General features: G+C 65.4%; 25 protein-coding genes. 10 read left to right on the top strand and 15 right to left on the bottom strand.

The features are described from left to right. Nucleotides 1-35 precede the first annotated feature (35 nt). Genes BAY61_RS23865 through BAY61_RS23850 form a run of 4 tightly spaced genes read left to right on the top strand, consistent with a single transcriptional unit; the run spans nucleotide 36 to nucleotide 3,849 of the window. Complete coding sequence (locus BAY61_RS23865) at nucleotides 36-326, top strand: hypothetical protein (protein ID WP_091807410.1); 291 nt, start codon at nucleotides 36-38, stop codon at nucleotides 324-326. Nucleotides 327-346: 20 nt separating this feature from the next. Beyond that, entirely contained in the window at nucleotides 347-1,147 is an 801-nt protein-coding gene (locus BAY61_RS23860) for a hypothetical protein (RefSeq protein ID WP_091807412.1), read from the top strand. 29 nt (nucleotides 1,148-1,176) lie between these two features. Beyond that, on the top strand, nucleotides 1,177-3,090 hold the full coding sequence (locus tag BAY61_RS23855; RefSeq protein WP_091807414.1) for a fumarate reductase/succinate dehydrogenase flavoprotein subunit: 1,914 nt from the start codon (nucleotides 1,177-1,179) through the stop codon (nucleotides 3,088-3,090). A gap of 3 nt (nucleotides 3,091-3,093) precedes the next feature. Further along, nucleotides 3,094-3,849, top strand: a complete 756-nt coding sequence (locus tag BAY61_RS23850; protein ID WP_091807416.1) for a succinate dehydrogenase/fumarate reductase iron-sulfur subunit — start codon at nucleotides 3,094-3,096, stop codon at nucleotides 3,847-3,849. 67 nt (nucleotides 3,850-3,916) lie between these two features. Here the strand turns inward: BAY61_RS23850 and BAY61_RS23845 are convergent, their stop codons facing one another. The 4 genes from BAY61_RS23845 to BAY61_RS23830 all read right to left on the bottom strand — a co-directional run bounded on the left by BAY61_RS23845 (nucleotide 3,917) and on the right by BAY61_RS23830 (nucleotide 7,263). After that, complete coding sequence (locus tag BAY61_RS23845) at nucleotides 3,917-4,807, bottom strand: amino acid ABC transporter permease (protein WP_091807417.1); 891 nt, start codon at nucleotides 4,805-4,807, stop codon at nucleotides 3,917-3,919. Further along, nucleotides 4,804-5,451, bottom strand: coding sequence for an amino acid ABC transporter permease (locus tag BAY61_RS23840; protein ID WP_091807419.1), 648 nt, complete (start codon nucleotides 5,449-5,451; stop codon nucleotides 4,804-4,806). Before BAY61_RS23840 ends, BAY61_RS23845 begins: the two co-directional genes overlap by 4 nt. A 120-nt stretch (nucleotides 5,452-5,571) precedes the next feature. Beyond that, complete coding sequence (locus tag BAY61_RS23835; RefSeq protein WP_091807420.1) at nucleotides 5,572-6,483, bottom strand: glutamate ABC transporter substrate-binding protein; 912 nt, start codon at nucleotides 6,481-6,483, stop codon at nucleotides 5,572-5,574. Nucleotides 6,484-6,534: 51 nt separating this feature from the next. Beyond that, entirely contained in the window at nucleotides 6,535-7,263 is a 729-nt protein-coding gene (locus BAY61_RS23830; protein WP_211323607.1) for an amino acid ABC transporter ATP-binding protein, read from the bottom strand. 282 nt (nucleotides 7,264-7,545) lie between these two features. Here BAY61_RS23830 and miaB point away from each other — a divergent pair, with 282 nt between their 5' ends. The 3 genes from miaB to BAY61_RS23815 all read left to right on the top strand — a co-directional run bounded on the left by miaB (nucleotide 7,546) and on the right by BAY61_RS23815 (nucleotide 10,996). Beyond that, nucleotides 7,546-9,021 (top strand): tRNA (N6-isopentenyl adenosine(37)-C2)-methylthiotransferase MiaB, encoded by a 1,476-nt coding sequence (gene miaB / locus BAY61_RS23825; RefSeq protein ID WP_091807424.1) that lies wholly within the window; start codon nucleotides 7,546-7,548, stop codon nucleotides 9,019-9,021. Then, nucleotides 9,018-9,518, top strand: coding sequence for an Rv2732c family membrane protein (locus tag BAY61_RS23820; RefSeq protein ID WP_091807426.1), 501 nt, complete (start codon nucleotides 9,018-9,020; stop codon nucleotides 9,516-9,518). The genes miaB and BAY61_RS23820 overlap by 4 nt, the downstream gene beginning before the upstream one ends. Nucleotides 9,519-9,619: 101 nt before the next feature. Next, on the top strand, nucleotides 9,620-10,996 hold the full coding sequence (locus BAY61_RS23815; protein ID WP_091807428.1) for an MFS transporter: 1,377 nt from the start codon (nucleotides 9,620-9,622) through the stop codon (nucleotides 10,994-10,996). 99 nt (nucleotides 10,997-11,095) lie between these two features. Here BAY61_RS23815 and BAY61_RS23810 read toward each other — a convergent pair whose 3' ends face one another. Beyond that, a complete protein-coding gene (locus BAY61_RS23810; protein ID WP_091807430.1) occupies nucleotides 11,096-11,455 on the bottom strand; it encodes a DoxX family protein in 360 nt (119 codons plus the stop codon). Next, the gene (locus BAY61_RS23805) at nucleotides 11,452-11,748 is read right to left on the bottom strand and encodes a hypothetical protein (RefSeq protein ID WP_091807431.1); all 297 of its coding nucleotides are present in this window, start codon (nucleotides 11,746-11,748) and stop codon (nucleotides 11,452-11,454) included. The genes BAY61_RS23810 and BAY61_RS23805 overlap by 4 nt, the downstream gene beginning before the upstream one ends. Before the next feature lie 96 nt (nucleotides 11,749-11,844). On the opposite strand from BAY61_RS23805, the gene BAY61_RS33845 reads away from it, so the two are divergent. Continuing rightward, on the top strand, nucleotides 11,845-11,973 hold the full coding sequence (locus tag BAY61_RS33845; RefSeq protein ID WP_256328096.1) for a hypothetical protein: 129 nt from the start codon (nucleotides 11,845-11,847) through the stop codon (nucleotides 11,971-11,973). Here the strand turns inward: BAY61_RS33845 and sucD are convergent. Both sucD and sucC read right to left on the bottom strand, forming a co-directional pair. Further along, a complete protein-coding gene (sucD, locus tag BAY61_RS23800; RefSeq protein ID WP_091802375.1) occupies nucleotides 11,970-12,857 on the bottom strand; it encodes a succinate--CoA ligase subunit alpha in 888 nt (295 codons plus the stop codon). The genes BAY61_RS33845 and sucD overlap by 4 nt on opposite strands. A gap of 3 nt (nucleotides 12,858-12,860) precedes the next feature. Next, a complete protein-coding gene (gene sucC / locus BAY61_RS23795; RefSeq protein ID WP_091808006.1) occupies nucleotides 12,861-14,030 on the bottom strand; it encodes an ADP-forming succinate--CoA ligase subunit beta in 1,170 nt (389 codons plus the stop codon). A 274-nt stretch (nucleotides 14,031-14,304) separates the two neighbouring features. Between sucC and BAY61_RS23790 the strand changes: the two genes are divergently transcribed. Both BAY61_RS23790 and BAY61_RS23785 read left to right on the top strand, forming a co-directional pair. Continuing rightward, the gene (locus BAY61_RS23790; RefSeq protein WP_091807939.1) at nucleotides 14,305-15,051 is read left to right on the top strand and encodes a GntR family transcriptional regulator; all 747 of its coding nucleotides are present in this window, start codon (nucleotides 14,305-14,307) and stop codon (nucleotides 15,049-15,051) included. A gap of 100 nt (nucleotides 15,052-15,151) precedes the next feature. Continuing rightward, a complete protein-coding gene (locus BAY61_RS23785; protein ID WP_091808004.1) occupies nucleotides 15,152-15,337 on the top strand; it encodes a hypothetical protein in 186 nt (61 codons plus the stop codon). A 78-nt stretch (nucleotides 15,338-15,415) separates the two neighbouring features. Here the strand turns inward: BAY61_RS23785 and BAY61_RS23780 are convergent, their stop codons facing one another. From BAY61_RS23780 to BAY61_RS23750, 7 genes are all read right to left on the bottom strand, one after another. After that, entirely contained in the window at nucleotides 15,416-16,417 is a 1,002-nt protein-coding gene (locus BAY61_RS23780) for a TerC family protein (protein ID WP_091807937.1), read from the bottom strand. A gap of 147 nt (nucleotides 16,418-16,564) precedes the next feature. Next, on the bottom strand, nucleotides 16,565-17,116 hold the full coding sequence (locus tag BAY61_RS23775) for a hypothetical protein (protein ID WP_091807936.1): 552 nt from the start codon (nucleotides 17,114-17,116) through the stop codon (nucleotides 16,565-16,567). Then, entirely contained in the window at nucleotides 17,117-18,613 is a 1,497-nt protein-coding gene (locus BAY61_RS23770) for an Nramp family divalent metal transporter (protein ID WP_091807934.1), read from the bottom strand. Nucleotides 18,614-18,690: 77 nt separating this feature from the next. Then, nucleotides 18,691-20,826 carry an acetate--CoA ligase family protein gene (locus tag BAY61_RS23765; protein WP_091807932.1) on the bottom strand — a complete coding sequence of 712 codons (2,136 nt, stop codon included), beginning with the start codon at nucleotides 20,824-20,826 and terminating at the stop codon, nucleotides 18,691-18,693. Nucleotides 20,827-20,829: 3 nt separating this feature from the next. Then, the gene (gene frc, locus BAY61_RS23760; protein WP_091807929.1) at nucleotides 20,830-22,059 is read right to left on the bottom strand and encodes a formyl-CoA transferase; all 1,230 of its coding nucleotides are present in this window, start codon (nucleotides 22,057-22,059) and stop codon (nucleotides 20,830-20,832) included. 13 nt (nucleotides 22,060-22,072) lie between these two features. Next, on the bottom strand, nucleotides 22,073-23,812 hold the full coding sequence (locus tag BAY61_RS23755; RefSeq protein ID WP_091807917.1) for a thiamine pyrophosphate-binding protein: 1,740 nt from the start codon (nucleotides 23,810-23,812) through the stop codon (nucleotides 22,073-22,075). A gap of 104 nt (nucleotides 23,813-23,916) precedes the next feature. Continuing rightward, the gene (locus BAY61_RS23750) at nucleotides 23,917-24,225 is read right to left on the bottom strand and encodes a DUF6457 domain-containing protein (RefSeq protein WP_146225282.1); all 309 of its coding nucleotides are present in this window, start codon (nucleotides 24,223-24,225) and stop codon (nucleotides 23,917-23,919) included. Nucleotides 24,226-24,339 lie beyond the last annotated feature (114 nt).

Raw genomic sequence — 24,339 nt, 5'->3', positions numbered from 1 at the left:
AGAGTCGCCGACCGGACTGACTCGGAGGTACGCGGATGTCCACCACAGAAATGAGCGAACTCCGCAGGACGATCGGGCAACTGCGGCAGTGTGTCGGAGCCCTGCGGGCGCGCTATGGCGAGGCCCCCGCCGTGCGGCGGCTCGCCAACGACGTCGAACGGCTGGATATCGACGCCGTCGAACTCGATCAGACGGACCCGGTCCCGGCGCAGCGGCCCGCCGATCGGCCAGAGGTGGTCAAGGTTCCGGATGAGCCCTACGACCCGGCGCTGTGGGAGGGCGCCGACGACGAAGGCGTTGGCGGATACCAACGCCACCAGAGCTGAATCAGGAGCGGATTCGCAACGTGGCAAGTCCCGCACAAACCCAGGTCCCCACCACACCAGCGAGGGCACGGATCGGTGCCAGAACACTGCGCACCGACAGATGGTGGCTCTCGCCGCTGCTGACCTCGGTGGGGCTCGGTGTGTTCGTCGTGTACGCGACGGTGCGCTCGTTCATGCGCTCCGGCTACTGGGCCGCCGAAGAGCACTATCTGACGCCGTTCTACTCGCCGTGTCTCAGCACGTCCTGCGTACCGGGTTCGAGCCATTTCGGGACCCCCCTCGGCGAGCTGCCCGGGTTCATCCCGCTGGCCTTCCTTTCGCTGCCGTTCCTGCTCGGCTTCCGGCTCACCTGCTACTACTACCGCAAGGCCTACTACCGGTCCGTGTGGATGTCGCCGCCCGCGTGCGCGGTCGCGGAGCCCCACGGGAAGTACACGGGTGAGACCCGGTTGCCGCTCATCGTGCAGAACGCGCACCGGTACTTCTTCTACGCCGCGCTGATCATCACCATCGTCAACACCTACGACGCGATTGTCGCCTTCCAGGGCGGATTCGGGCTCGGCAACGTGATCCTGCTGGTCAATGTCGTGTTGCTGTGGTGCTACACGGTGTCCTGTCACTCCTGTAGACACGTCACGGGAGGCAGGCTGAAGCACTTCTCCAAGAACCCGGTCCGATATCGGATCTGGACGCAGGTCAGCAAGCTCAACACCAGGCACATGCAATTCGCCTGGATCACGCTTGCCTCATTGATGCTCACCGACCTCTATGTCTGGCTGGTGTCCACTGGCACTATTGCCGACCTGCGTTTCGTCAACTGAACATTTCCCTTTCAAAGGTGGCAATTTTCATGACCGAGGTCGAACGGCACAGCTACGACGTCGTGGTTATCGGTGCCGGCGGCGCGGGTCTGCGGGCCGTGATCGAGGCGAGGCAACGTGGCCTGAGCGTCGCGGTGGTGTGCAAGTCGTTGTTCGGCAAGGCGCACACCGTGATGGCGGAGGGCGGTTGCGCCGCGTCGATGGGCAACGCGAACCCGAACGACAATTGGCAGGTGCATTTCCGCGACACCATGCGTGGCGGGAAGTTCCTCAACAACTGGCGGATGGCCGAGCTGCACGCCAAGGAGGCCCCGGACAGGGTGTGGGAGCTGGAAACCTACGGCGCCCTTTTCGACCGCACCAAGGACGGCAGGATCAGCCAGCGCAACTTCGGCGGGCACACCTACCCCCGGCTCGCCCACGTCGGCGACCGGACCGGACTGGAACTGATCCGCACGATGCAGCAGAAAATCGTCTCGCTGCAACAGGATGACTACCGCGAGCACGGCGACTACGAAGCAAAGATCAAGGTCTTCGCCGAATGCACGATCACCGAACTGCTGAAGGACGAGGGCAGGATCGCGGGCGCGTTCGGCTACTGGCGTGAGTCGGGCCGGTTCGTGCTGTTCGAGTCGCCTGCCGTCGTGCTGGCGACCGGTGGCATCGGCAAGTCGTTCAAGGTGACCTCGAACTCGTGGGAGTACACCGGCGACGGGCACGCGCTCGCGCTGAGGGCGGGCGCCGATCTGATCAACATGGAGTTCGTCCAGTTCCATCCCACCGGAATGGTGTGGCCGCCGAGTGTGAAGGGCATCCTCGTCACCGAGGGTGTGCGCGGAGACGGTGGCGTGCTGAAGAATTCGCAGGGCGAGCGATTCATGTTCCGCTACATCCCTGACGTCTTCAAAGGACAGTACGCCGACAGCGAGGAAGAGGCCGACCGCTGGTACGACGACGCCGACAACAACAGGCGAACTCCGGACCTGCTGCCGAGAGACGAGGTGGCGAGGGCGATCAACGCCGAGGTCAAGGAGGGAAGGGGATCCCCGCACGGCGGAGTCTTCCTCGACATTGCCAGCCGGTTGCCTGCCGATGAGATCCGGCGAAGGCTGCCCTCGATGTACCACCAGTTCAAGGAACTCGCCGACGTCGACATCACCAAGGAACCCATGGAGGTCGGTCCGACCTGCCACTACGTCATGGGTGGCATCGAGGTCGACCCCGACACGGCTGCCGCGAGCGTTCCTGGACTGTTCGCCGCTGGTGAATGCTCCGGCGGGATGCACGGGTCCAACCGGCTCGGCGGCAACTCGCTGTCGGATCTGCTCGTGTTCGGCAGGCGGGCAGGGCTCGGCGCGGCGTCCTATGTGGAATCCCTCACCGCGAGGCCGAAAGTGTCCGAAGAGGACGTCACAGCGTCCGCGAAACACGCCGTCGCCCCCTTCGATCCACCGGAGGACGGTGTCAAGGAGGAGAACCCCTACACCCTGCACACCGAGCTTCAGCAGAGTATGAACGATCTCGTCGGCATCATCCGCAAGTCGGAGGAGATCGAGAAGGCGCTGGAGAAGCTCGCGGAGATCAGGGGAAGGATCGGCGGGGTCACCGTCGAGGGACACCGGCAGTACAACCCGGGCTGGCACCTCGCGATCGACCTGCGCAACATGTTGCTGGTGAGCGAGTGCGTCGCCGGTGCCGCGCTGCGCAGGACGGAGAGCAGGGGAGGGCACACGCGCGACGACCATCCGCAGATGGATTCCCGGTGGCGCAACACGTTGCTCGTGTGCAGTACTTCCGGCGAAGGACCCGTTCCCGACGTCAGCGTCGTCGCGAAGGAACAGCAGCCGATGCGGCACGATCTCCTCGAGCTGTTCGAACTGGGCGAGCTGGAGAAGTACTACACGGAGGACGAACTCGCCGACCATCCGGAAAGGACGGCCTGACACATGGGCTACGACGCGAAGCTCAAGGTCTGGCGCGGTGACGACGGTGCGGGAGAGTTGCACGACTTCACGGTCGAGGCCAACGAGGGCGAGGTCGTGCTCGACCTCATCCACCGGTTGCAGGCCACGCAGGCTCCCGACCTCGCCGTCAGGTGGAACTGCAAGGCAGGCAAGTGCGGTTCGTGTTCGGCGGAAGTCAACGGCAGACCGCGGTTGCTGTGCATGACCCGGATGTCGACCTTCGAGCCGGACGAGGTCATCACGGTGACGCCGATGCGGACCTTTCCGGTCATCCGCGACCTCGTCACCGACGTCTCCTACAACTACACCAAGGCAAGGGAAATCCCCTCGTTCACGCCGCCGGAGGGCTTGGAACCCGGCGAGTACCGGATGCAGCAGGTCGACGTCGAGCGCTCGCAGGAATTCCGCAAGTGCATCGAGTGCTATCTGTGCCAGAACACCTGTCACGTCATCCGTGACCACGAAGAGAACAAGACCTCGTTCGCGGGGCCTCGTTACCTCATGCGGATCGCCGAACTGGAAATGCATCCGCTCGATGTCGCCGACCGGCGTGACGACGCGCAAACCGAGCACGGACTTGGCTACTGCAACATCACCAAGTGCTGCACCGAGGTCTGCCCCGAAAACATCAAGATCACCGACAACGCGCTCATCCCGATGAAGGAACGGGTTGTCGACCGCCGCTACGACCCCATCGTCTGGCTCGGTAACAAACTGTTCCGCCGCAACGGTTCCTGACCGTCGCACACGAAGAGGCCCCGCACACTCGCCGAGTGTGCGGGGCCTCTTTCGGCTTACTGGTCGCCTATCCGCCTCTGCCGCCGCCGGTGGGGCCGACGGGTTCGGGCGTCGTCTCCGGAAGCGGAAGGTCGGTCGGCGGTGGCACCGTACCCGGCGCGGACTTCTTGCTCCGCCGGTTGCGCGACTCAAGGTACTTGGCGAGAGCGGTCAGCGCGAGGCACATGATGATGTACATCGCGGCGACCACGATGGTGATGGGCACGAGCGGCCTGCCGAACTCGGCGATACCGCCGAGGTAGCGCGCGTACCGCAGCAATTCCTCATAGGTGATGAGGAAGCCGAGCGCCGTGTCCTTGAGCAGCACCACGAGCTGGCTGATGATCGCGGGCAGCATCGCCCTCAGTGCCTGCGGCAGCAGCACGAGACGCATCGTCTGGGTCTTGTGCATTCCCACCGCGTAGGCCGCCTCCGACTGCCCCTTGGGCAGCGAGAGCACACCGGCGCGGAAAACCTCGGCGAGCACCGATCCGTTGTAGAGGGTCAACCCGAGTACGACGGAGTAGAACGGGGCACCGAGGCTCAGGCCGTAGTGGAAGAAGAAGATCATCACGACGAGCGGGACGGCACGGAAGAACTCGACGATGATCGTCGAGGGCACCCGGAAGATCGCGTGATCGGACAGCCTGCCCGCCGCGAAGATCGCACCGAAGGCCAGCGCGAGCACGGCTCCCGCCGCGAACGCCCGCAACGTGTTGACCAGCGCGGCGAGCAGATCCTCCTGCACCTTGCTGTACTCGATCCACTCCCACATCTTGCCGTCGAACTGACCGGCGTTCGCGAACTGGATGATGACGAAGGCGAGCAGCCCGGCGATCGCGAGAACACCGATGACGGCGTAGATCCGGTTGCGGATCCGCGCCTTCGGTCCGGGGGAATCGAAGAGAACCATGCTCATCGGGCCACGCTCCAGCGCTTCTCAAGGGCGCGTTGCAGGAAGGTCAGCGGAATGATCAGGATGACGAATCCGAGCGCCACCCACAGCAGGCCGACCAGGACGCTGTAGCCCCGCTCCGAGAGATAGCTCTGAATCGCGCCGGCCTCGACGACGGAGAAGCCCGCCGCGACCGTGGTGTTCTTCAGCAGCGCGATCATGGTGCTCATCATCGGCGGCACAACGGAACGGGCGGCCTGCGGCAGCACGACATTACCGAGGCTCTGACCGAAGGTGAGCCCGACGGCGCGGGCGGCTTCCGCCTGCCCGACGGGGACGGTGTTGATGCCGGCACGCACGACCTCGCAGACGAACGCCGACGTGTAGAGCGTCAGCGCGACGACTGCCGAGACGAAGAACGAAAGATCGACGACCTTCAGCAGCGGGAACGCGAAGGCGAAGAAAAAGAAGATGAGCGTAAGCGGCGTGTTCCTGAACAACGTCACGTAAGTCGTACCGGCGACTCTGAAGACCGGAACCGGGCTCACCCGCAACATCGCCAGCAACGTGCCCAGGATCAGCGAGCCGATCCCGGCGAACACGAAAAGCTTGATGGTGTTGAGGAAGCCAGGGCCGTACAGGTCGAGGTTGTCCAGCAGGACGTCCATGTTTCCCTCGAAAAAGATGCGGCGGGTGTACTGGGAGAAAGCGACCGGCCGGCGGGGGCAGTGTTCGTCACGTCATCGCGACGTCACGACGTGACTGCCCCCGCCGGCCGGAGCGGAAAATCAGTACCGCTCTAGAGCGGGCGGCTGGGACTCCGAGCCGGACTTGCCGAGAGTGGCGTCGTAGATCTGCTGCCACGTGCCGTCGTCGATCGCGGCTTGCAGGATGTCGTTCACCTTGTCACGGAGGACCTTGTCGTCCTTGGGAAGGCCGATGCCGTAGGGCTCGTCGGAGAACGGCTCGCCGACGACCTTGAACGAGTCGGGCTCCTGTGCCGCGTAGCCCTTCAGGATCGCGTCGTCAGTGGTGACCGCGTCGACCTGGCCCGAGGCGAGCTGGTTGACGCACTGCGAGTAGTTCTGCAACTCGACGATGTTGCCGGGCTCGGTGAGCCCTTCGTCGCGCACGTTCTGGATCGGCGTCGAACCACTCACCGAGCACACCTTCTTGCCCTTCAGGGCGTCCTTGCCGGTGATGTCGGTGTTGTCCTTGGCGACGAGCAGGCTCTGGCCCGCACGGAAGTACGGTCCGGCGAAGCTGATCTGCTGCTTGCGCTTGTCGTTGATCGTGTAGGTACCGACGTAGTAGTCGACGTCGCCGTTGACGATCGCCTGCTCCCTGCCCGCGGACGGCACCGGCTTGTACTCCATCGAACTCGGCTCGAAGCCGAGGCCCGCCGAGACCAGCCTGGCGATCTCGATGTCGAAACCGCTGTACTCGCCGGTGGTCGGGTCCTTGTAACCGAGTTCGGGCTGGTCTTCCTTGACGCCGACGGTCGCCTTGCCCGCCTGCTTCATCTTCTCGAAGGTCGGCGAACCGGCGAGATCGACGTTCTGCGCCACCTCGTAGGTCGGCGGCTGCGGGCCCGCGCTCTGCTCACCGTTGCCGGAGTCGGCCGGGGTCCCTTCCTTGCCACATGCGGTCAAGGCGAGACCGGAGACCATCAATCCCACCACCAGGGTGCGGATTCTCATGTGCACCTCTCCTGTTTCCGGTTGAGGCGACGTACCCGCCGCCGCGAACTGCTAATGCGTGAGGATCTTGCCAAGAAAGTCCTTGGCCCGCTCCGACTTGGGCTTCGTGAAGAAAGCCTCGGGTGCTTCGTCTTCCACGATCTCGCCGTCGGACATGAATATCACGCGGTGTGCCGCTCGCCGCGCGAAGCCCATTTCGTGCGTGACGACGAGCATCGTCATGCCTTCCTCCGCGAGACCGGTCATGGTGTCCAGCACTTCCTGGACCATTTCCGGGTCGAGTGCCGAGGTCGGCTCGTCGAAAAGCATCACCTTCGGCCGCATGGCGAGCGCCCTCGCGATGGCCGCGCGCTGCTGCTGGCCACCGGAGAGCTGAGCGGGGTACTTCTCGGACTGGTTGGCGATGCCGACCCTGTCCAATAGCTCCATCGCGGTCTTGCGGGCCTCTTCGGCATTGATCTTGCGCACTTTGCGCGGCGCCAGTGTGACGTTTTCCAGGATGGTCTTGTGCGCGAACAAGTTGAACTGCTGAAAGACCATTCCCACGTCGGCACGAAGGGCGGCGAGCGTCTTGCCCTCTTCGGGAAGGGGCTTGCCGTCGATCTCGATGGCGCCGTCGTTGATCGGCTCCAGCCTGTTGATCGCCCTGCACAGGGTCGACTTGCCGGAACCTGAGGGACCAAGGACCACGACGACCTGGCCCCTCGGCACCTCCAGGTTGATGTCCCTGAGTACGTGCAGGTCGCCGAAGTACTTGTTCACCGCCGTCGCCTTGATCATCGGCGGCGCGGATGTCGCGGTGCTCATCTAACCTCCATCGCGGTGAACTGCTCGGATCGCGGGTGTCCGGGGTGTCACCGGATTCAACACCTTTGGGGTATACCCGGCAGGGCATTCGGACCAAATCGCAACCTTATGTTTGCTCTCGGCGGGCGGCGGGGCCAGCCGAGGAGCGTGCCCGAACTTTAGTCATGCCACTTTTCGCAGGCATGGTGAGGTGTTACTAGCCGGTTGACCTACCCTGGTTGACGCAGTAATCCCAGCGTGCGACCAGGAGACCGGGTGACCCGTACCTATTCGATCCGCACCTTCGGCTGTCAGATGAACGTGCACGATTCGGAACGCCTGGCAGGCCAGTTGGAGGACGCCGGATATGTTCCGTCGGCTGACGCCGACGGCGCCGATCTCATCGTGCTCAACACCTGCGCGGTGAGGGAGAACGCCGACAACAAGCTGTACGGCCATCTCGGTCACCTGCGACCGAACAAGACCGAGCGGCCAGGCATGCAAATCGCGGTCGGCGGCTGCCTCGCGCAGAAGGATCGTGGCGAAATCGTTAAGCGCGCGCCGTGGGTCGATGTCGTGTTCGGCACCCACAACATTGGCTCGCTTCCCGTGCTGCTCGAAAGAGCACGGCACAACGCGGAGGCTCAGGTCGAGATCCTTGAGTCGCTTGAGACGTTTCCCTCGACCCTGCCCGCCCGCAGGGAGTCGGCCTACTCGGGCTGGGTCTCCGTTTCGGTCGGCTGTAACAACACGTGCACGTTCTGCATCGTCCCCTCGCTGAGGGGCAAGGAACGCGACCGCAGGCCGGGCGAGGTGCTTGCCGAGGTCGAGGCACTGGTCGCGGAGGGCGTTCTCGAAGTCACGCTGCTCGGCCAGAACGTCAACTCCTACGGGGTCGAATTCGGGGACCGGTTCGCGTTCGGCAAGCTGCTTCGCGCGTGCGGTGGAGTCGAGGGCCTTGAGCGGGTGCGGTTCACCTCGCCTCATCCCGCCGCCTTCACCGACGACGTGATCGACGCGATGGCCGAGACGCCCAGCGTGTGCCACCAGCTCCACATGCCGTTGCAGTCCGGTTCGGACAGGGTGCTCAAGGCGATGCGCAGGTCCTACCGTTCCTCGCGGTTCCTGTCCATCCTGGACACGGTGCGCTCCGCGATGCCGGACGCGGCCATCACCACCGACATCATCGTCGGCTTTCCCGGTGAGACCGACGAGGACTTCGAGGCGACGCTGGACGTGGTCCGGCAGGCGCGCTTCTCCAGTGCGTTCACGTTCCAGTACTCGCGCCGTCCGGGGACTCCCGCCGCCGATCTGCCCGATCAGCTTCCCAAGGCGGTCGTGCAGGAGCGTTACGACCGGCTCGTGGAACTGCAGAACGACATCGCGTGGCAGGAGAACAAGAAGCTCGTCGGGCGCGAGGTCGAACTGCTTGTCGCCGCGGGGGAGGGGCGCAAGGACGCCGAGACCCGCCGCATGAGCGGAAGGGCGAGGGACGGAAGGCTGGTGCACTTCACGCCGACCGGCCCCGGTATCGGCGCGGTGCGGCCTGGCGACATCGTCGAGACCACCATCACCTACGGAGCACCACACCACCTCGTCGCCGACGGTGACCTGTTGTCGCATCGCAGGACGAGGGCGGGCGACAACGTCGAGGCGGGGCTGCGGCCGAAGACGAACGGGGTGAGCCTCGGGCTCCCCTCCTTCGGTTCTCCTGCGCCCTCGCTCTCGCAGACAGGAGGTTGTGCGGGATGAGCGGCGACGCGCGAGACGACAAAGAGCGCACGAGCGGCGACAGCAGTGTCATCGACGAACTGGCCGCGGATGTGGATTCCACCGTCGACCGGGCGGTGAAGACGGTCGAATTCGGGACCCGGGGTTTCCGGATCGCGCTCGTCGCGTTCGCGGTGCTGGTGAGTCTCGTGTTGCCGTGGGTCGGCGAGCACGCGGGCTGGCAGGTGCTGCTCGGGGAGGGCGGTGCCATTCCGCGGCTGTTCGCGACGACGGCGACGGTCTTCGGCGTGCTGGCTTCAGCGCTCGCCGTTTCGACGAGGCGCTGGTGGCTGGCCTGGGTGTGTGCCATCGGCTGTTCGATCGCGTTCGTCGACGGGATGCTGGGCATCTGGTCGCAGCAGTCGTCCTCGTCGACCGGCACGGCGGGTGGAGGTCCCGGCCTCGGCATGATCATCGCCGTGGTGTGCGTTCTGGTGCTGGCCGTGCAGTGGATGCGCGTCGCGTGGTCGCGTAACTGAACCCTGCCCCGCGCGGAGCCCCCGTGCGAATGTGTTGTCGACATCACATCGCAACGCTGTCATACTGTCGACCACATACAGTATGCAAAATGGGGTGAGGTATGTATCGGCTGCCGAACGCCGTGCCCGTTCGCGAGATCCGCGACTTCTACGGCAGGCGTTACCGGGTCGGCGAGACCGACCGCGACCTGCTCGGCCGTTCCCGGCGCTGGATGCTGTGGGCCGCGTGGACCGCGATGCTGGTCGCCAGTGTCGGGCAATACGGGTACGGGGCGTTGATGCCGGTGCTGGGCAGCACCCACGGCTGGACGTTCGCGCAGGGTGGCGCGGTGCTCGCCGTGTGGATCCTCTGCCAGAGCGGCACCGTGTACCCCGCGGCGAGGCTGCGCAGCAGGCTGGGGCTGAAACCCGCCGCGACGATGTTGGTCGGCGCGGCGCTGTGCGCTAGTGGTCTCGTCACGCTCGGCGGTTCGAGCAGCTTCACCGCGGTCCTGCTCAACCACGGCGTCCTCGGCGGCATCGGTGCGGGCCTCATCTACGGCACCTGCCTCGGCGTCGTCGCCACCTGGTACCCGGAACGTCCGGGGAGGACGGCGTTCGTCAGCGGGGCGTTCGCCTACGGCGCGGTGCCCTTCGTGGTGCTGGCCGGCCAATTCGCCGACCCCGCCGCGATCGAACGGTTCCTCGGCCTCGCCGGTGCCGCCGTCGTCGTGCTCGTCGGCGCGGCCGCCGCGATCCTGCGCGACCCGCCCCGGAACTGGTGGCCCGCCCACGTCGACCCCGAGGCGTGGGCGCTCGACAAGACCGTCAACCCGGGGCTGCGCCGCAACCGGCCCGCGATCCGGCGCTACTCGGCCGCCGAGATGGTCAAGGTTCCCGCTTCCGGTCTGCTCCTGCTCGCCGTCACCTGCCTGACCGCCGTCGTGCTCTTCGACATCGCCTATCTCGCGGTCTTCGTCACCGCACACGGCTGGGGCAGCGGGTTCGCGGCGATCGCGCTCGCCGTGCTCGCCGCCGCGAGCGGCGCGACCAGGACGGCGGAGGGCTGGGCCGGTGACCGGTTCGGAAGGCGCAGGGTGGTCAGGGTCGCGCTCGTCACGGTCGGGGTCGCGCAGCTCGTGTTGCTGCTCGCCGGACAGCACGGGCTGAGCGCGCTGCTGCTTGCCGGTGCCGCGCTCGCGGGTGCCTCGGCAGGTGCCTGCTATGGCCTGTTGCCGGGTCTGGTCGAGGGCCATTTCGGGGAGCAGCCGGGGCTTCCGAACTTCGGGGTGTTCTACGGAGCGAAGTCGGTGGGGGGCTTGCTCGGCGTGGCGCTCGCCGGATCGGTCGTCGCCGCGGAGGGCTGGACGGTGGTGTTCGTGTTCGCCGCCGTGCTCGGCGCGGTGGGAGCCACGCTGGTGGGATTGCTGCGCCAGCCGGGAAGGCCGAGGCTGCCGCTGCCGGGAGTCGCCGAGGCGGAACCGCTCCTTTTCCGTTGACGCACAAGGGAAAACCAGGGGCCGGGCGGGTGGCCCTGCCCCTGGTTCCTGGTCAAGGTCCCGTGAACGTTGATCTTCCGGACTGGCGGGGCGCGTGAGTCATCCGATTGCCACGTTCGTCATGTAGCCGGCCGACATCACCGCGAGCAGCAGGTAGAGGCCAGGGAAGGCGATGTTGTAGAAAACACGTGCCCTGACGTGCGCGACGATGGCACCGACGAAGAACAGGATCAGACCGCACCCGGCGGCGACGCCGAGCCAGGGCACCACGGTCAGCCCACCGACGAGCCCGATCGCCCCGGCCAGTTTCAACGTCGCGAGGTAGGGCAGAACGCGGGCGGGAAGGCCCACCTCGGCGGAGTTCTTCAACACGAACCCCGCCTTCAGGTAGTCGGCGCCGGCGATGAACGCATTCGCCACGATGCACCCGATCGTGGCGACAAGTAGAGCCGTCGTCATGCGCTGTACCTGCCCACGACCGTGCACGAGCGCGGTGCTGGATTGTCGTCGGTCTGGTCGGGCAGCCAGCCGCGGAACGCCGCTGCGGCGGGGATCGACGGCAGTGGGTTGTCCGCGCCGTCAGGGAGTTCCAGAATGAGAGTGAACTCGGGCTCGTCGGTCTCCCGCAGCGCCGTGTACCGCATTCCTTGCGGTGCCACGGCTTTCACCGCCGCGAATACCGCCTCGATCTCTTCGGTGACCGCGGGGACCTTTTCGGGAGTGGTCCGGAACCGGACGATCTGTACGCTCATCGGAAGGTGCTTTCCTCGGGTAGGGATGGACTGTCGGACATGAGATGTGGTGCTCTCGTCCGTTCCGACGTTTCCCGACCCGGAAAGGTGACCGCGATGGCGTTCCGAGCGGCGTTGTCGATGTGGTCGCCGCCCGGCACGCCCACCGTCGTCACCGGTGTCTCCGCGGTCGCCGAGGAGGCCAGCTTCTTCGCCGACCGGATCCGCCTGAGCCGCGGAACCTAGAGGTTTTTGTAGAGTTCGCGGGCGAGTTCGGCGGTTTCGGTGGGGGTTTTGCCGACTTTGACGCCTGCGTTTTCGAGTGCTTGTTTTTTGGCTTGGGCGGTGCCGGTGGAGCCGGAGACGATGGCGCCGGCGTGGCCCATGGTTTTGCCTTCGGGGGCGGTGAATCCGGCGACGTAGCCCACGACGGGTTTGGTGACGTGGTGGGTGATGTAGTCGGCGGCGCGTTCTTCGGCGTCGCCGCCGATTTCCCCGATCATGACGATGATGTCGGTGTCGGGGTCGGCTTCGAAGGCTTCCAGCGCGTCGATGTGGGTGGTGCCGATGATGGGGTCGCCCCCGATCCCGACGGCGGTGGAGAAGCCGATGTCGCGCAGTTCATACATCATCTGGTAGGTCAGAGTGCCGGATTTGGACACCAGCCCGATCCTGCCGGGGCCGGTGATGTCGGCGGGGATGATCCCGGCGTTGGACTTGCCCGGGGAAATCACCCCCGGACAGTTCGGGCCCACGATGCGGGTCTTGTTCCCGGTGGCGACGGCGTGGGCCCAGAAGTAGGCCGAGTCGTGCACGGGGATGCCCTCGGTGATGACCACGGCCAGCCCGATCTGGGCGTCGATGGCCTCGATCACGGCGTCTTTGGCGAACCGGGGTGGCACGAAGATCACCGACACGTCCGCGCCGGTGGTTTTCATCGCCTCCTCCACCGTGGCGAACACGCTCAACTCGGTGCCGCCGATGGTGACGGTGGTGCCGGCCTTGCGGGCGTTGACCCCACCGACGATGTTCGCGCCGGCGGCCAGCATCTTCGTGGCGTGTTTCGTGCCCTCCGACCCGGTCAAACCCTGCACGATGATCTTGGAATGCTCATTCAGGAAAATCGACATCGCTCACGCACCCGCCGCCGCTAGCTGGGCGGCCTTGTCCGCCGCACTGTCCATCGTGTCCACCACAGTCACCAGCGGATGCGCCGCCGCCGCCAGGATCTGCCTGCCCTGCTCCACATTGTTGCCATCCAGGCGCACCACCAACGGCTTGGACGCCTCATCACCCAGCAGGCGCAACGCCTCCACAATCCCGGTCGCCACCGCATCACACGCGGTGATCCCACCGAACACATTCACAAACACACTACGCACCGACGGATCACCCAGGATCACATCCAACCCCGCGGCCATCACCTCCGCCGACGCGCCACCCCCAATATCCAAAAAGTTCGCCGGAGCGACCCCACCATGACGCTGCCCCGCATACGCCACCACATCCAGAGTCGACATCACCAAACCAGCACCATTACCAATAATGCCGACCTGGCCCTCCAACTTCACATAATTCAACCCCTTGGCCTTGGCCTTAGCCTCCAACGGATCCTCCGCCTCGGCATCCACCAACTCCGCATGACCCGGATGCCGGAAACCCGCATTCTCATCCAGCGTGACCTTGCCATCCAACGCCACAATCCGATCCTGGGGATCCCGCACCAGCGGATTGACCTCCACCAACGTGGCATCCTCAGCCACAAACGTCTCCCACAACTTCACCACCACATCCGCGGCCTCCTCCCGCACCCGCTCCGGGAACCGCGCCTGCGTCACAATCTCCAACGCCCGCGCCCGATCCACCCCCACAATCGGATCCACCGCAACCCGCGCCAACGCCTCCGGACGCTCCACCGCCAACTGCTCGATCTCCACACCACCCTCAGCAGACGCCATCGCCAAAAACGTCCGCTGAGCCCGATCCAGCAAAAACGAGAAGTAATACTCCTCCGCGATATCCGAAGCCACCGTCACCAACACCCGACGCGTCACATGACCCTTGATATCCAAACCCAAAATCTGCTCAGCCCGCTGGCCAGCCTCCACCGCAGAACCAGCCAGCTTCACACCCCCAGCCTTACCCCGACCCCCAGTCTTCACCTGCGCCTTCACCACCACAGGGCCACCAAGACCCTCAGCAACAACACGCGCTTCATCCGCACTAACCGCCACAGCACCCGGCAAAACCGGCACACCATGGGCAGCGAAGAGATCCTTCGCCTGATACTCGAACAGATCCACGATGTCCAACCTCCGACCGCGTCGTCCTGTGTCGTCGTGCGCACTCCTCTTCAGAGGATACGGTATTCTGTATGCACTCTGCCAGGTTTTCTCACGAGGCGTGAGGTCAACCCTGGGGGCGCGGAGAATGGGCTACGGAGCGACGAGTGTCACTCACTGTAGTGACAGGCATCACCGAGTTCGGGCATATCGCTCATTGTATGCTGTAGGCAGTCGACCAATCAGCCGACATATTTGGCCAGGTAGTCCGGCCATCCGAGATTTGGAGTACACCATGCCGTCGACCGAGTTGCCGCAGCAGCTTGCTGCCCGCCGTATCGATCGACCGGTTCCGCTGCGTGAGCGGGTCTATCAAGCCATGCAGGAGCTGATCATCTCAAGGCAACTCGCGCCGGGACAACACCTCGTCGAGAGTGAGCTGGCCGAGATGCTCGGGGTGTCGAGGCAGCCGATCAGGGAAGCGCTCCAATTGCTCAACTCGGAGGGCTGGGTGGATCTGCGGCCGGGGTACGGCGCGTTCGTTCACGCCCCCACCGACACCGAGGTCGACCAGTTGCTCGTCGTCCGCGCCGCGCTGGAGGCCGAATCGGCGCGACTGGCCGCGCTGGGAGCGGACGAGGAAGGCGTCGCGAAGCTCAGGAAGCTGTGCGCGCAGGGGGAGGCGGCCGTCGAGGCCGACGACATCGACGGCATGGTCGCCGCCAACGCCGATCTGCACCGCTGTGTCACCGAGCTGTCGGGCAACCAGGTGCTGCTCGACTTCGTCTCGCAGGTCGATCGCAGGGTGCGCTGGTACTACCAGCCGATCGCGCGGCACAGGGGCTCGAAGAGCTGGCAGGAGCACGCGAAGCTCATCGACGCGATCGAGAAGGGCGACGCCGACGGCGCGGCCAAGATCATGCGTGAGCACACCGAACGCACTCGGCAGTCCTATTTGGAGCAGCGCGCGAACGATCCGGAGCCTGAGGAAGTACCCGTTCAGGTTCGTTCGCGGCGAAGGCGGACCGCTCCGCGCGGCTGAACCGCCCTTCTCTCGAAAGAAGCCAACCGGGCCCGTGCCTTCGTCAGGCACGGGAAGCACCGGTCGATGTGTGATGCCACAAGGAAAGGAGGTGAAGACGATGCGTACCTGGAAGCAGTTCCTGCGCAACCTCACGCGTGAGCCCGTTGGTTACCGCGGCGAGGGCAGTGTGCTCGGCCTCGGTCTCGCCACCGCGCAAGAGCAAGCGCGGCGGCAGGCCGCCGACGAGGTCGAGGACTACCTGCGTGGCAAGGCCGACGAACAGCGCAGCACCACGACCTCCTGAGGTGCCCGCTGTGTTCTCCGGTTGACCGGAGCCGGCAACGGCGCCGGTCCGCGTCAGCCGTCCCACGCACGTGTGTTGTCAGTCGGCTTTCACGGCCTCGGTTTCTTTGGCGGTCTGTGCCGCCTCTGCCGCGCGGATCCGGTCGCGGCGCACCTTGACCAGGCTCGCGATCGTCGTGATGGCCAGTGTGCCCACGATCACGCCGAGCGAACCGAGAATCGGGATCTCCGGCGCCCAGGAGACACCGTGATGGTGCAGGGTTTCCGAGATCAGCTTGAGCCCGATGAAGCCGAGTACGAAGGCGAGCCCGACGCTGAGGTACACCAGCCGGTCGAGCAAGCCGCCGATGAGGAAGAAGAGCTGCCGCAGGCCCATCAACGCGAAGGCGTTGGCCGTGAAGACGAGGTAGGGCTCCTTGGTCAGCCCGAAGATCGCGGGAATCGAGTCCAGCGCGAACAGCAGGTCGGTGGTGCCGATCGCGATCATCACGATCAGCATCGGCGTGACCAGCCTGCGGCCGCTCTCCTTGATCGTGAGCTTGGCGCCGTTGTACTCGTCCGTCGCGGGGAGGAACCGTTTCGCCGTGCGCAGGACGGCGTTCTCCTTGAATTCCTCGTCATCGTCGTTCTTGTGCGACAGCAGCTTCCACGCGGTGTAGAGCAGGAACGCGCCGAAGACGTAGAACAGCCAGTCGAAGCGCGTGATGACCTCGGCGCCGACCGCGATGAAGAGGCCGCGCAGCAGCAGTGCGATGACGATGCCGATCAGCAGTACCTTCTGCCGGTACTCCTTCGGCACCGCGAAGCTCGACATGATGATGACGAAGACGAAGAGGTTGTCCACCGACAGCGAGTACTCGGTGATCCAGCCCGCGAAGAACTCCCCGCCGTACTGGCCACCGGCGAGCAGCACGACGCCGAGGCCGAACAACGCGGCCAGCGAGACGTAGCCGCAGACCCAGAGTGTGCACTCGCGTAGTGACGGATGCCTCGGATTCCGGGAAACGAGGTAGAAGTCGAAGCAGATGATGGCCACAAGCCCGCCGACGGTGACAAGCCAGACCCACCAGGGAATGTTCATGGTCGTCCCAATTCTCCTCGCCCGTTCTCTTTCTTCCAGCCGGAGGCCCCGGCCCGGTCACCACGAATCAGGCCGCACTGAACCGGACAGCACGGAGGAGGACGCCGGTCGTTCGCCCGAGTGGGACGAACGACCGGAGCCCGCCGTTCAGCGCTGTGCGGCCTTCGCCTTCGCGGCCCTGCTCTCCCTGCGGGCCTGGCGCATGTTGTAGATCTGCTTCGCGTGTTCCGCGTAGGCAGCGTAGATCCGGGCCGCCTCGGGGTTGTGCGGGGCCATCCTCCGCCACCACCTCGGCGCGAGCCGTTCGTGCAGCCACAGGAAACCGATCGCGAAACCCGCGCTCACGATGCCCTGGTAGGCGAGGAAGCCGAGCAGGTCGGGTGGGAGCCGGGGTTCGCCACCGAGGATCCAGAAGGTGCCGACCTCGTGAAGCAGCCGCGAAACGGGAAAACCGGCCAGCCAGAAGAGCGCGACCGGAGCGAAGCCGCCGAGCCGGACTTTCCGGAAGGCGACGAGCAACCCGAACCCGGCCCCGAAAAGGCCGAGCGGGATACCGAGCGTGAGCATGCTCACCAGCGCCCAGCCCGCGGGCTGGCCGACGAAACCGGCCAGCCCGCCGGCAACCGCGCCGGCGACGAGTCCTACGACGAACCCGGGAAACGCGAGTTCGACGAGCCGGAGCAGGCGTGTCTTCTCCATCTAACTCACGACCACGCCGAAGCGGACAAGGCTGTAGAACAACATGCCGAGGTAGAACACCGCGCCGAACCCGATGATCAGGTTCGCCCACCACTTCGGACGAATCGGTTTCGGCAGCATGCGGTTGTTCACCAGCAGCAGCACGACGCAGTAGGCGCCCATGGCGAAGGTGGAGAGGAACGCCAGTATGTCGAGCACGCCGCTGGGGCCGTCGGCCGGTCCGAACAACAGGATCAGGATGCCGAAAAGGATGACGCCCCACAGGAAGAACGCGTAGAGGTGGGAGATCTTGAACCGTTTCGCGCCCTTCACGAAGAAGTACGTCATGTCGGCCTGACCACGGGAGAAGGAATCGAAGAGGCCGAGTGTCGCGTTCATACCGATCAGCGCGATGAAGCCGAAGAACAACCCGCCGAGGACGGAGCCGCCAGCGGAGGCGAAGGCATCCGACATCGCGCCCAGTGCCGCGTCCCGGTCACCGCCCTCGATGAGCGTGGCCACATTTGGGTTCTCCCTCGCCGCGGCCTGTGCCAGCACCGTGAACGAAATGGTCACGAGCATCGTGATGCCCCAGAACAGCAGCAGCGCGTCGAAGGTGACCCACTTCCGCCAGCCCTTCCACTTCTTCATTTCCGCGGGGTCGTCGGTGTCGAACATGAACCCCCGGTTGGGCATCTCCTCCTGCTCGCTCGCGTGCCGGAGGCCGCGGATCTTGGGCACGTGCGCGCCCATGCCGGCGCCGCTGTCCCTCAGGTGCAGCGTGTACCACATCTGCTGCATGCCGGAGGGGCCCGCGAAGGCGATGGAGCCGACGACGATCGGGAACCACGCGCTCGACATGGCATCGCTCGGGAAGTAGCCGAACGCGAACATGCCGGTGATCGTGCTGGAGAGGTCGCTCCAGCTGCCGACGAGCGAGGCGATGACCGCCGTTCCGACGACGAGCACGCCGATCAGCAGCGACAGTACGTTCTCAAGCAGGCTGTAGATGACTTTCGCGAGGCTGAAGACGACGCCGACGAGGACGAGTCCCACACACGCCGTCACCACCCACGGGATGCCGGTGATCTCCTCGAAGGCGGCGGCGCCAGCTGAGAGATGTCCCGGCCAGATATAGACGAGTATCGCGACGGCGAAGAAGAACCACATCAACGGTTTGAACACGCGAGCGGCACCGGTGAAGATGCTCTCGCCCGTCGCCATGGCGTAGCGGGCCATCTCCAGCATGACGACGGCCTGCAAGGTGACACCGATCAGGAACAGCCATCTGATCTCGGGGCCGAAAACCAGCACCAGTCTCGGCCACATGTACGACTCGCCCATGCCGACCCCGAGTGCCACGAGGAACACCGTGGGACCGAGCAGATGAATCGCGGGCGGAGCGTCGGGCAGCTTGCGGATCGGCATGGGATCGAGCCGCCCGGCTCGCCACACCCGTTCTGCGTGATCCGTGTCGGCGGTGGTGCCCGACACGGGGACTTTCGAAGAATCCACCATTGGACCTCCTGATTTCCGATGTGGCCGAGACTGCTGTCCGCGGTCACCTCCCGGTGATCGCCGGACACGGCCCCCGATCAGCCGAGTAACCCGGCTGCCCTTGCCCACCGGTACTTGGCGCCGAGTACCGCGACGGGTCGTTCCGTCGTGTACGGGTAGGCGACGATCCGGTGGTCGAACAGGTAGTCGCTCGCTTTTTCGACTTCGGTGTCTCCCGCGAGCGACGCGACGACGGGCTTGTCGATGCCCCGCTGCCTCGCTTCTTCGACGACTCGTGCGGTGAGTTCGGCGAAGACCATGGGCGGGGTGACGATCGTGTGCCAGTAGCCGAGGATCAGCGCGTGGATGCGCGGGTCTTCGAGCCCGAGCCGGATCGTCGCCTCGTATGTCGACGGCGGTTCGCCTCCCGTGATGTCGATGGGGTTGCCTGCCGCGCCGAACGGGGGAATGTAGCGGCGGAACGATTCGTCGAGATCGGGAGGAATGTCCATCAACGACAGTCCGGCCTCGACGCAGGCGTCGGAGAGCAGTACGCCCGATCCGCCGGCACCGGTGATGATCACGACGTTCTCGCCCTGCGGTGTCGGCAGCAGCGGGAGGCCCCTCGCGTATTCGAGCATTTCGTTGAGCCCCGGCGCCCTGACGACGCCCGCCTGCCTGAGGATGTCGTCGTAGACCTTGTCGTCGCCTGCCAGCGCCCCGGTGTGCGAGCTGGCCGCCCTCGCGCCGAGCGCGGTCCTTCCCGCCTTGAGCACGACGACGGGCTTCTTCTTCGTCATGCGCTTCGCCGTTTCGACGAAGGCCCTTCCGTCCTTGAGGTCCTCAAGGTGCATCGCGACCGCGTTGGTGTTCTCGTCCTGCTCGAAGTAGGTCAACAGGTCATCTTCGTCCACATCGGACTTGTTGCCAAGTCCGACGATCGCCGAGACACCCATCTTGGTGGTGCGGGCGAAACCGAGTATCGCCATCCCGATGCCGCCGCTCTGCGAGGTGAGGGCGACGCCGCCCTTGACGTCGTAGGGCGTGCAGAACGTGGCGCACAGGTTCTGCGGCGTGTAGTAGTAGCCGTAGATGTTGGGGCCGAGCATCCTGATGCCGTACCTGTGCGCGATGGCGACGACCTCGTCCTGCAGTTCCTGGTTGCCGGTCTCGGCGAATCCGGAAGGGATCATGACCGCCGTCGCGACACCCTTCTCGCCGCATTCGGTCAGCGCGCTCGCCACGAACTTGGCTGGGATGGCGAAGACCGCGACGTCCACCTCACCCGGAATGTCGGTGACCGAGGCGTAGGCCTTGCGTCCCATGATCTCGTCGGCCTTGGGGTTGATCGGGTGGATCTCGCCCGCGTAGCCGCCGTTGATGAGGTTCTTCATCACCGAGTTGCCGATCTTGCCCTCCTGGTCGGAGGCGCCGACGACGGCGACCGACCTCGGGTTCATCAGCTTGTTCATCGCGGCGAGGATGTCCTCCTGCGACGGCTGGACCGGCGCGGTGACGGGGGAGGTCTCCAGCAGGATCCGGATGTCGGCCGCCATGGCGCCCGCCGCGTCGGCGAACACCGGGTTGAGGTCGAATTCCCTGATCTCGGGGAAGTCGGTCACGAGCGCGGACACCCGCTCGATCACCGTCGCGACCCCGTCGACGTCGACGGGGTCGGCGCCCCTCGCGCCGTGCAGCACCTCCGCGGCCTTGATGCCGTTGATCATCGATGCCGCCTCGGCCGTGTCGAGTGGCGCGAGCCGGAAGGTGACGTCCTTGAGTACCTCGACGAGCACCCCGCCGAGGCCGAAGGCCACGATCTTGCCGAAGGTGGGGTCCGTCGTCGCGCCGATGATCACCTCGTGCCCGCCGCCGACCTGTTGCTGGACCTGGACACCGGCGATCTCGGCTTCGGCGTCGTACGCCTTGGCGTTGGCGATGATCCGCTCGAAAGCGGCCCTCGCCTTGTCCGGGCCCTCGATACCGACGAGCACCCCGCCCGCTTCGGTCTTGTGCAGGATGTCCTTCGAGACGATCTTGCACACGACTGTCTGCCCGATGTCGGCCGCGAGAGTCGCGGCCTCGTCCGCCGTCGTGGCGAGCCCTTCGCGCGGGGTGGGGATGCCGTAGGCGTCGGCGACCCGCTTGCCCTCTGGCGCGGTGAGTGCGTCTCTGCCCTCCGCGCGTACCTTGTCGAGGATCTCGCGCACCGCTGCCTTGTCAGGAGTCGGCATACCTCAGATCACTCCATTCGCCTTGAGTTCGGCGAACCGGCCGTCGTCGAGGCCGAGTTCGCTCACGTAGACCTCTTCGTTGTGCTCGCCGAGCAAGGGCGAGCTTGCGACGTCGACGACCGAGTCGGACAGCTTGATCGGGCAGCCGACCGTCTTGAACTCGCCGCGCTCGGGGTGCTGTACCGGGATCACCATGTCGTTGTCCACCAGCGAAGGGTCCTCGATGATTTCCTTTGTGGACAGAACGGGTCCGCAGGGGATGTTGTGCTCGTTGAGTCTGGCCAGCACTTCCCACTTGCCGTGGTTGATGCTCCATTCCTCGATGAGCTGGAACATCTTGTCGAGCTTGTCCAGCCTGGCTTCCGGCGTGCTCCAGTCGGGATCGTCCGCGAGTTCGGGTCTTCCGATGAGCTTGGTTATGGGCTGCCAGCCGACCGGTTGCACGATCACGTAGATGTAGTCGTTGGGGCCGCCTGGCGCGCACTTGACCGCCCAGCCCGGTTGTCCTCCGCCGGATGCGTTGCCAGAGCGGGGGACGGTGTCGCCGAACTCGTCGTTCGGGTACTCGGCGAGCGGGCCGTGAGCGAGCCGTTGCTGGTCGCGGAGCTTGACCCGGCACAGGTTCAGCACGGCGTGCTGCATCGCGACGGTGACCCGCTGGCCCCTTCCGGTGTGCTCGCGCTGGAACAACGCGGCGAGGATGCCTGCCACCGTGTGAATGCCGGTTCCCGAGTCGCCGATCTGAGAGCCGGTGGCCAGCGGGGGGCCGTCCTCGAAACCGGTCGTGCTCATCGAGCCGCCCATCGCCTGCGCGACCACCTCGTAGGCTTTGAAGTGGGTGTAGGGCCCGTCGCCGAAACCCTTGATGGAGGCGTAGATCAGGCGGGGGTTGATCTCCTGCAACCGCTCCCAGGTGAAGCCCATGCGGTCGACGGCGCCTGGCCCGAAGTTCTCGGCGAGCACGTCGAACCTCGGCAGCATCTCGGTGAAGATTCGTTTGCCCTCTTCGCTTTTCATGTTCAGCGTGATGCTGCGTTTGTTGCAGTTGAGCATCGTGAAGTACAGACTGTCCACATCGGGCAGATCGCGGAGCTGCTTGCGCGTGATGTCGCCGGTCGGCGCCTCCAGCTTGACGACGTCGGCCCCGAGCCAGGCGAGAATCTGTGTGCAGGACGGCCCCGACTGGACGTGGGTCATGTCGAGAACACGAACACCCTCAAGTGCTTTTCCCATGGTGCAAGCCCCTTTACTTGTACATGGTCTGGTTCATCGTTCCCGGCGCGTAGACCTCCGGGTCGACCCACACGTTGATGAGCGACGGTTTGCCCGACTCCCGTGCCCTTTCCAGGGCGGGCCGGATGTCGGCGGGGTCGGTGACCTCTTCGCCGTAACCGCCGAGCATGGTGGCGAACTGGCCGTAGGGGACGTTGCCGAGCGTGTTGCCGACCCTGCCCCTGCTCTCGCCATACTTCTGGATCTGCCCGTAGCGGATCTGGTTCATCGACGAGTTGTTGCCGACGATCCCGATGAAGGGGAGGTCGAATCGCACCAGCGTCTCGAAGTCCCATCCGGTGAGGCTGAAAGCGCCGTCGCCGAAGAGACACACGACTTCCTTGTCCGGCCGCGCGTATTTCGAGGCGAGCGCGAAGGGAATGCCGACGCCGAGTGTCCCCAGTGGACCGGGGTCCATCCAGTGGCCAGGCGATTTCGGTTGCACGACCTGTCCGGAGAAGGTGACGATGTCGCCGCCGTCTCCGATGTAGAGCGAGTCGGGGGTCAGGAACTCGTTGATCTCGTGCACGAGCCGGTAGGGGTCGATCGGGCTGGCCTCGGAAAGCTGGCGGGGCAGCCGCTTCTCGTAGGCTGCCGTCTCCACCGAGCGCAGCTCTTCGAGCCAGGACTTGCGGCCGACCGAGCCGTTGTCGATCCGGCCGGAGGCGGCCTGGGTGACCGAGGAGAGCACGAGGCCAGCGTCGCCGACGATGCCGAGGTCGACGTCGCGGTTCTTGCCGACGGTGCGGTAGTCGAGGTCGATCTGCACGACGGTGGCGTCGGGGGAGAGGCGTTTTCCGTAGCCCATCCGGAAGTCGAAGGGTGTGCCGACGATGATGATGAGGTCGGCGTTGCTGAAGGCGTACCTGCGCGCGAGTTGCAGGTGGTGGGGATCCTCGGGGGCGAGCGTTCCCCTCCCGGAGCCGTTCATGAACGCGGGCACGTTGAGGGTCCGGACGAACTCGATGGCCGCTTCGGTCGCCCTGCACGTCCAGACCTGGCTGCCCAGCAGTACGCAGGGTTTCTCGGCGTGGACGATCAGGTCGGCGAGCCGTTCGATCGCGGCGGGGTCACCGGCCGACCTCGTCGATGCCCGGTAGCCGCCCGCACGGGGTACTCGCGCCTTGTCGACCGGTACCTTCGCGTCGAGCACGTCGCGGGGGATTTCCAGAAACGAAGGGCCTGGCGCGCCGTGGTAGCACTCGCGGAAGGCCATCGACACGATGTCGGCCGCGCGCTCGGTCGCGGGCACCGTCGCGGCGAACTTCGTGATGGGCGACATCATGTCGACGTGCGGCAGGTCCTGCAATGAGCCCATTTTGTGCTGGCTCAACGCTCCCTGGCCGCCGATCAGCAACATGGGGCTCTCCGCCCGGAAGGCGTTGGCGACACCGGTGACCGCGTCGGTGGTGCCGGGACCGGCCGTGACGACCGCGCAGCCCGGCTTGCCCGTGACGCGGGCGTAGCCGTCGGCCGCGTGTGCCGCGACCTGTTCGTGCCGGACGTCGATGACGTCGATGCCCTCGTCGACGCAGCCGTCGTAGATGTCGATGATGTGACCACCGCAGAGCGTGAAGATCACGTCCACGCCTTCCGCCTTGAGTGCTTTGGCGACGAGGTGGCCCCCGGAGATCAACTGAGGTTCGCCGTTGGTGGCGGCCAGTGCGCCTGGTTCGCCGGCGCTGTCCCGCTCTGTTTTGGCCGTCTGCCCCATGTGCGTCGTCATCTCCTTCGAGCTCGTGGCTACCGCATACTGCATACCATATGGAGTTATCGTGTACCGCGATGAGCGAGTTGTCCAGAGTCGAAAAGGCGGCTTCAGTCGCGCCAGTCGATTCGCGCCCACCGTTGTCTGAGCGCGTCGAGCTTCGTGGCCGCTTCGGCCGGGGAAAGTCCTTGCGCGACAGCCATTCCGATGAGGTAGACGGTGATGGGGCCCGCCGGCTTGGCCGCCGTTCTCTCCGCGTCTCTCGCCATGGCCAGCACGAGCGGGTAGTCGAATTGCTCCTCGTCGATGCCGAGGTCGGCGCACAGGGCGGCGGTCCATTCGCGCAGATCGTTCATCGACCGGCCACCTCCCGCGTCCACACCGGCAAGCCGGTGAAACCATTGACCCGAGCGTGACATACCGTATACTGCATACAACTCGCGTGCAAGTCCATTACTTTCCGACGCGATCCGTACTTCCCCCCACAGCGCGGCCAGCCCTTCGGCGGCCGACGCGACAACGGCCGAGAACGG

Source organism: Prauserella marina, assembly GCF_002240355.1.
GTDB classification, from domain to species: Bacteria; Actinomycetota; Actinomycetes; order Mycobacteriales; family Pseudonocardiaceae; genus Prauserella_A; species Prauserella_A marina.
The sequence above is the reverse complement of the archived record's forward strand: the minus strand, read 5'-3'. Positions and strand labels throughout refer to the sequence as shown.

Bases quoted from the DNA above. Each gene is read 5' to 3' on its own strand.
- frc (WP_091807929.1), bottom strand. From the start codon at position 22,059: ATGGGAAAAGCACTTGAGGGTGTTCGTGTTCTCGACATGACCCACGTC.
- BAY61_RS33845 (WP_256328096.1), top strand. From the start codon at position 11,845: ATGGCGTTCCGAGCGGCGTTGTCGATGTGGTCGCCGCCCGGCACGCCC.
- BAY61_RS23820 (WP_091807426.1), top strand. From the start codon at position 9,018: ATGAGCGGCGACGCGCGAGACGACAAAGAGCGCACGAGCGGCGACAGC.
- BAY61_RS23810 (WP_091807430.1), bottom strand. From the start codon at position 11,455: ATGACGACGGCTCTACTTGTCGCCACGATCGGGTGCATCGTGGCGAAT.
- BAY61_RS23840 (WP_091807419.1), bottom strand. From the start codon at position 5,451: ATGGACGTCCTGCTGGACAACCTCGACCTGTACGGCCCTGGCTTCCTC.
- BAY61_RS23755 (WP_091807917.1), bottom strand. From the start codon at position 23,812: ATGGGGCAGACGGCCAAAACAGAGCGGGACAGCGCCGGCGAACCAGGC.
- BAY61_RS23765 (WP_091807932.1), bottom strand. From the start codon at position 20,826: ATGCCGACTCCTGACAAGGCAGCGGTGCGCGAGATCCTCGACAAGGTA.
- BAY61_RS23835 (WP_091807420.1), bottom strand. From the start codon at position 6,483: ATGAGAATCCGCACCCTGGTGGTGGGATTGATGGTCTCCGGTCTCGCC.
- BAY61_RS23845 (WP_091807417.1), bottom strand. From the start codon at position 4,807: ATGAGCATGGTTCTCTTCGATTCCCCCGGACCGAAGGCGCGGATCCGC.
- BAY61_RS23790 (WP_091807939.1), top strand. From the start codon at position 14,305: ATGCCGTCGACCGAGTTGCCGCAGCAGCTTGCTGCCCGCCGTATCGAT.
- BAY61_RS23830 (WP_211323607.1), bottom strand. From the start codon at position 7,263: ATGATCAAGGCGACGGCGGTGAACAAGTACTTCGGCGACCTGCACGTA.
- BAY61_RS23850 (WP_091807416.1), top strand. From the start codon at position 3,094: ATGGGCTACGACGCGAAGCTCAAGGTCTGGCGCGGTGACGACGGTGCG.
- BAY61_RS23815 (WP_091807428.1), top strand. From the start codon at position 9,620: ATGTATCGGCTGCCGAACGCCGTGCCCGTTCGCGAGATCCGCGACTTC.
- BAY61_RS23775 (WP_091807936.1), bottom strand. From the start codon at position 17,116: ATGGAGAAGACACGCCTGCTCCGGCTCGTCGAACTCGCGTTTCCCGGG.
- BAY61_RS23770 (WP_091807934.1), bottom strand. From the start codon at position 18,613: ATGGTGGATTCTTCGAAAGTCCCCGTGTCGGGCACCACCGCCGACACG.
- BAY61_RS23805 (WP_091807431.1), bottom strand. From the start codon at position 11,748: ATGAGCGTACAGATCGTCCGGTTCCGGACCACTCCCGAAAAGGTCCCC.
- BAY61_RS23780 (WP_091807937.1), bottom strand. From the start codon at position 16,417: ATGAACATTCCCTGGTGGGTCTGGCTTGTCACCGTCGGCGGGCTTGTG.
- BAY61_RS23855 (WP_091807414.1), top strand. From the start codon at position 1,177: ATGACCGAGGTCGAACGGCACAGCTACGACGTCGTGGTTATCGGTGCC.
- sucD (WP_091802375.1), bottom strand. From the start codon at position 12,857: ATGTCGATTTTCCTGAATGAGCATTCCAAGATCATCGTGCAGGGTTTG.
- BAY61_RS23785 (WP_091808004.1), top strand. From the start codon at position 15,152: ATGCGTACCTGGAAGCAGTTCCTGCGCAACCTCACGCGTGAGCCCGTT.
- BAY61_RS23865 (WP_091807410.1), top strand. From the start codon at position 36: ATGTCCACCACAGAAATGAGCGAACTCCGCAGGACGATCGGGCAACTG.
- BAY61_RS23750 (WP_146225282.1), bottom strand. From the start codon at position 24,225: ATGTCACGCTCGGGTCAATGGTTTCACCGGCTTGCCGGTGTGGACGCG.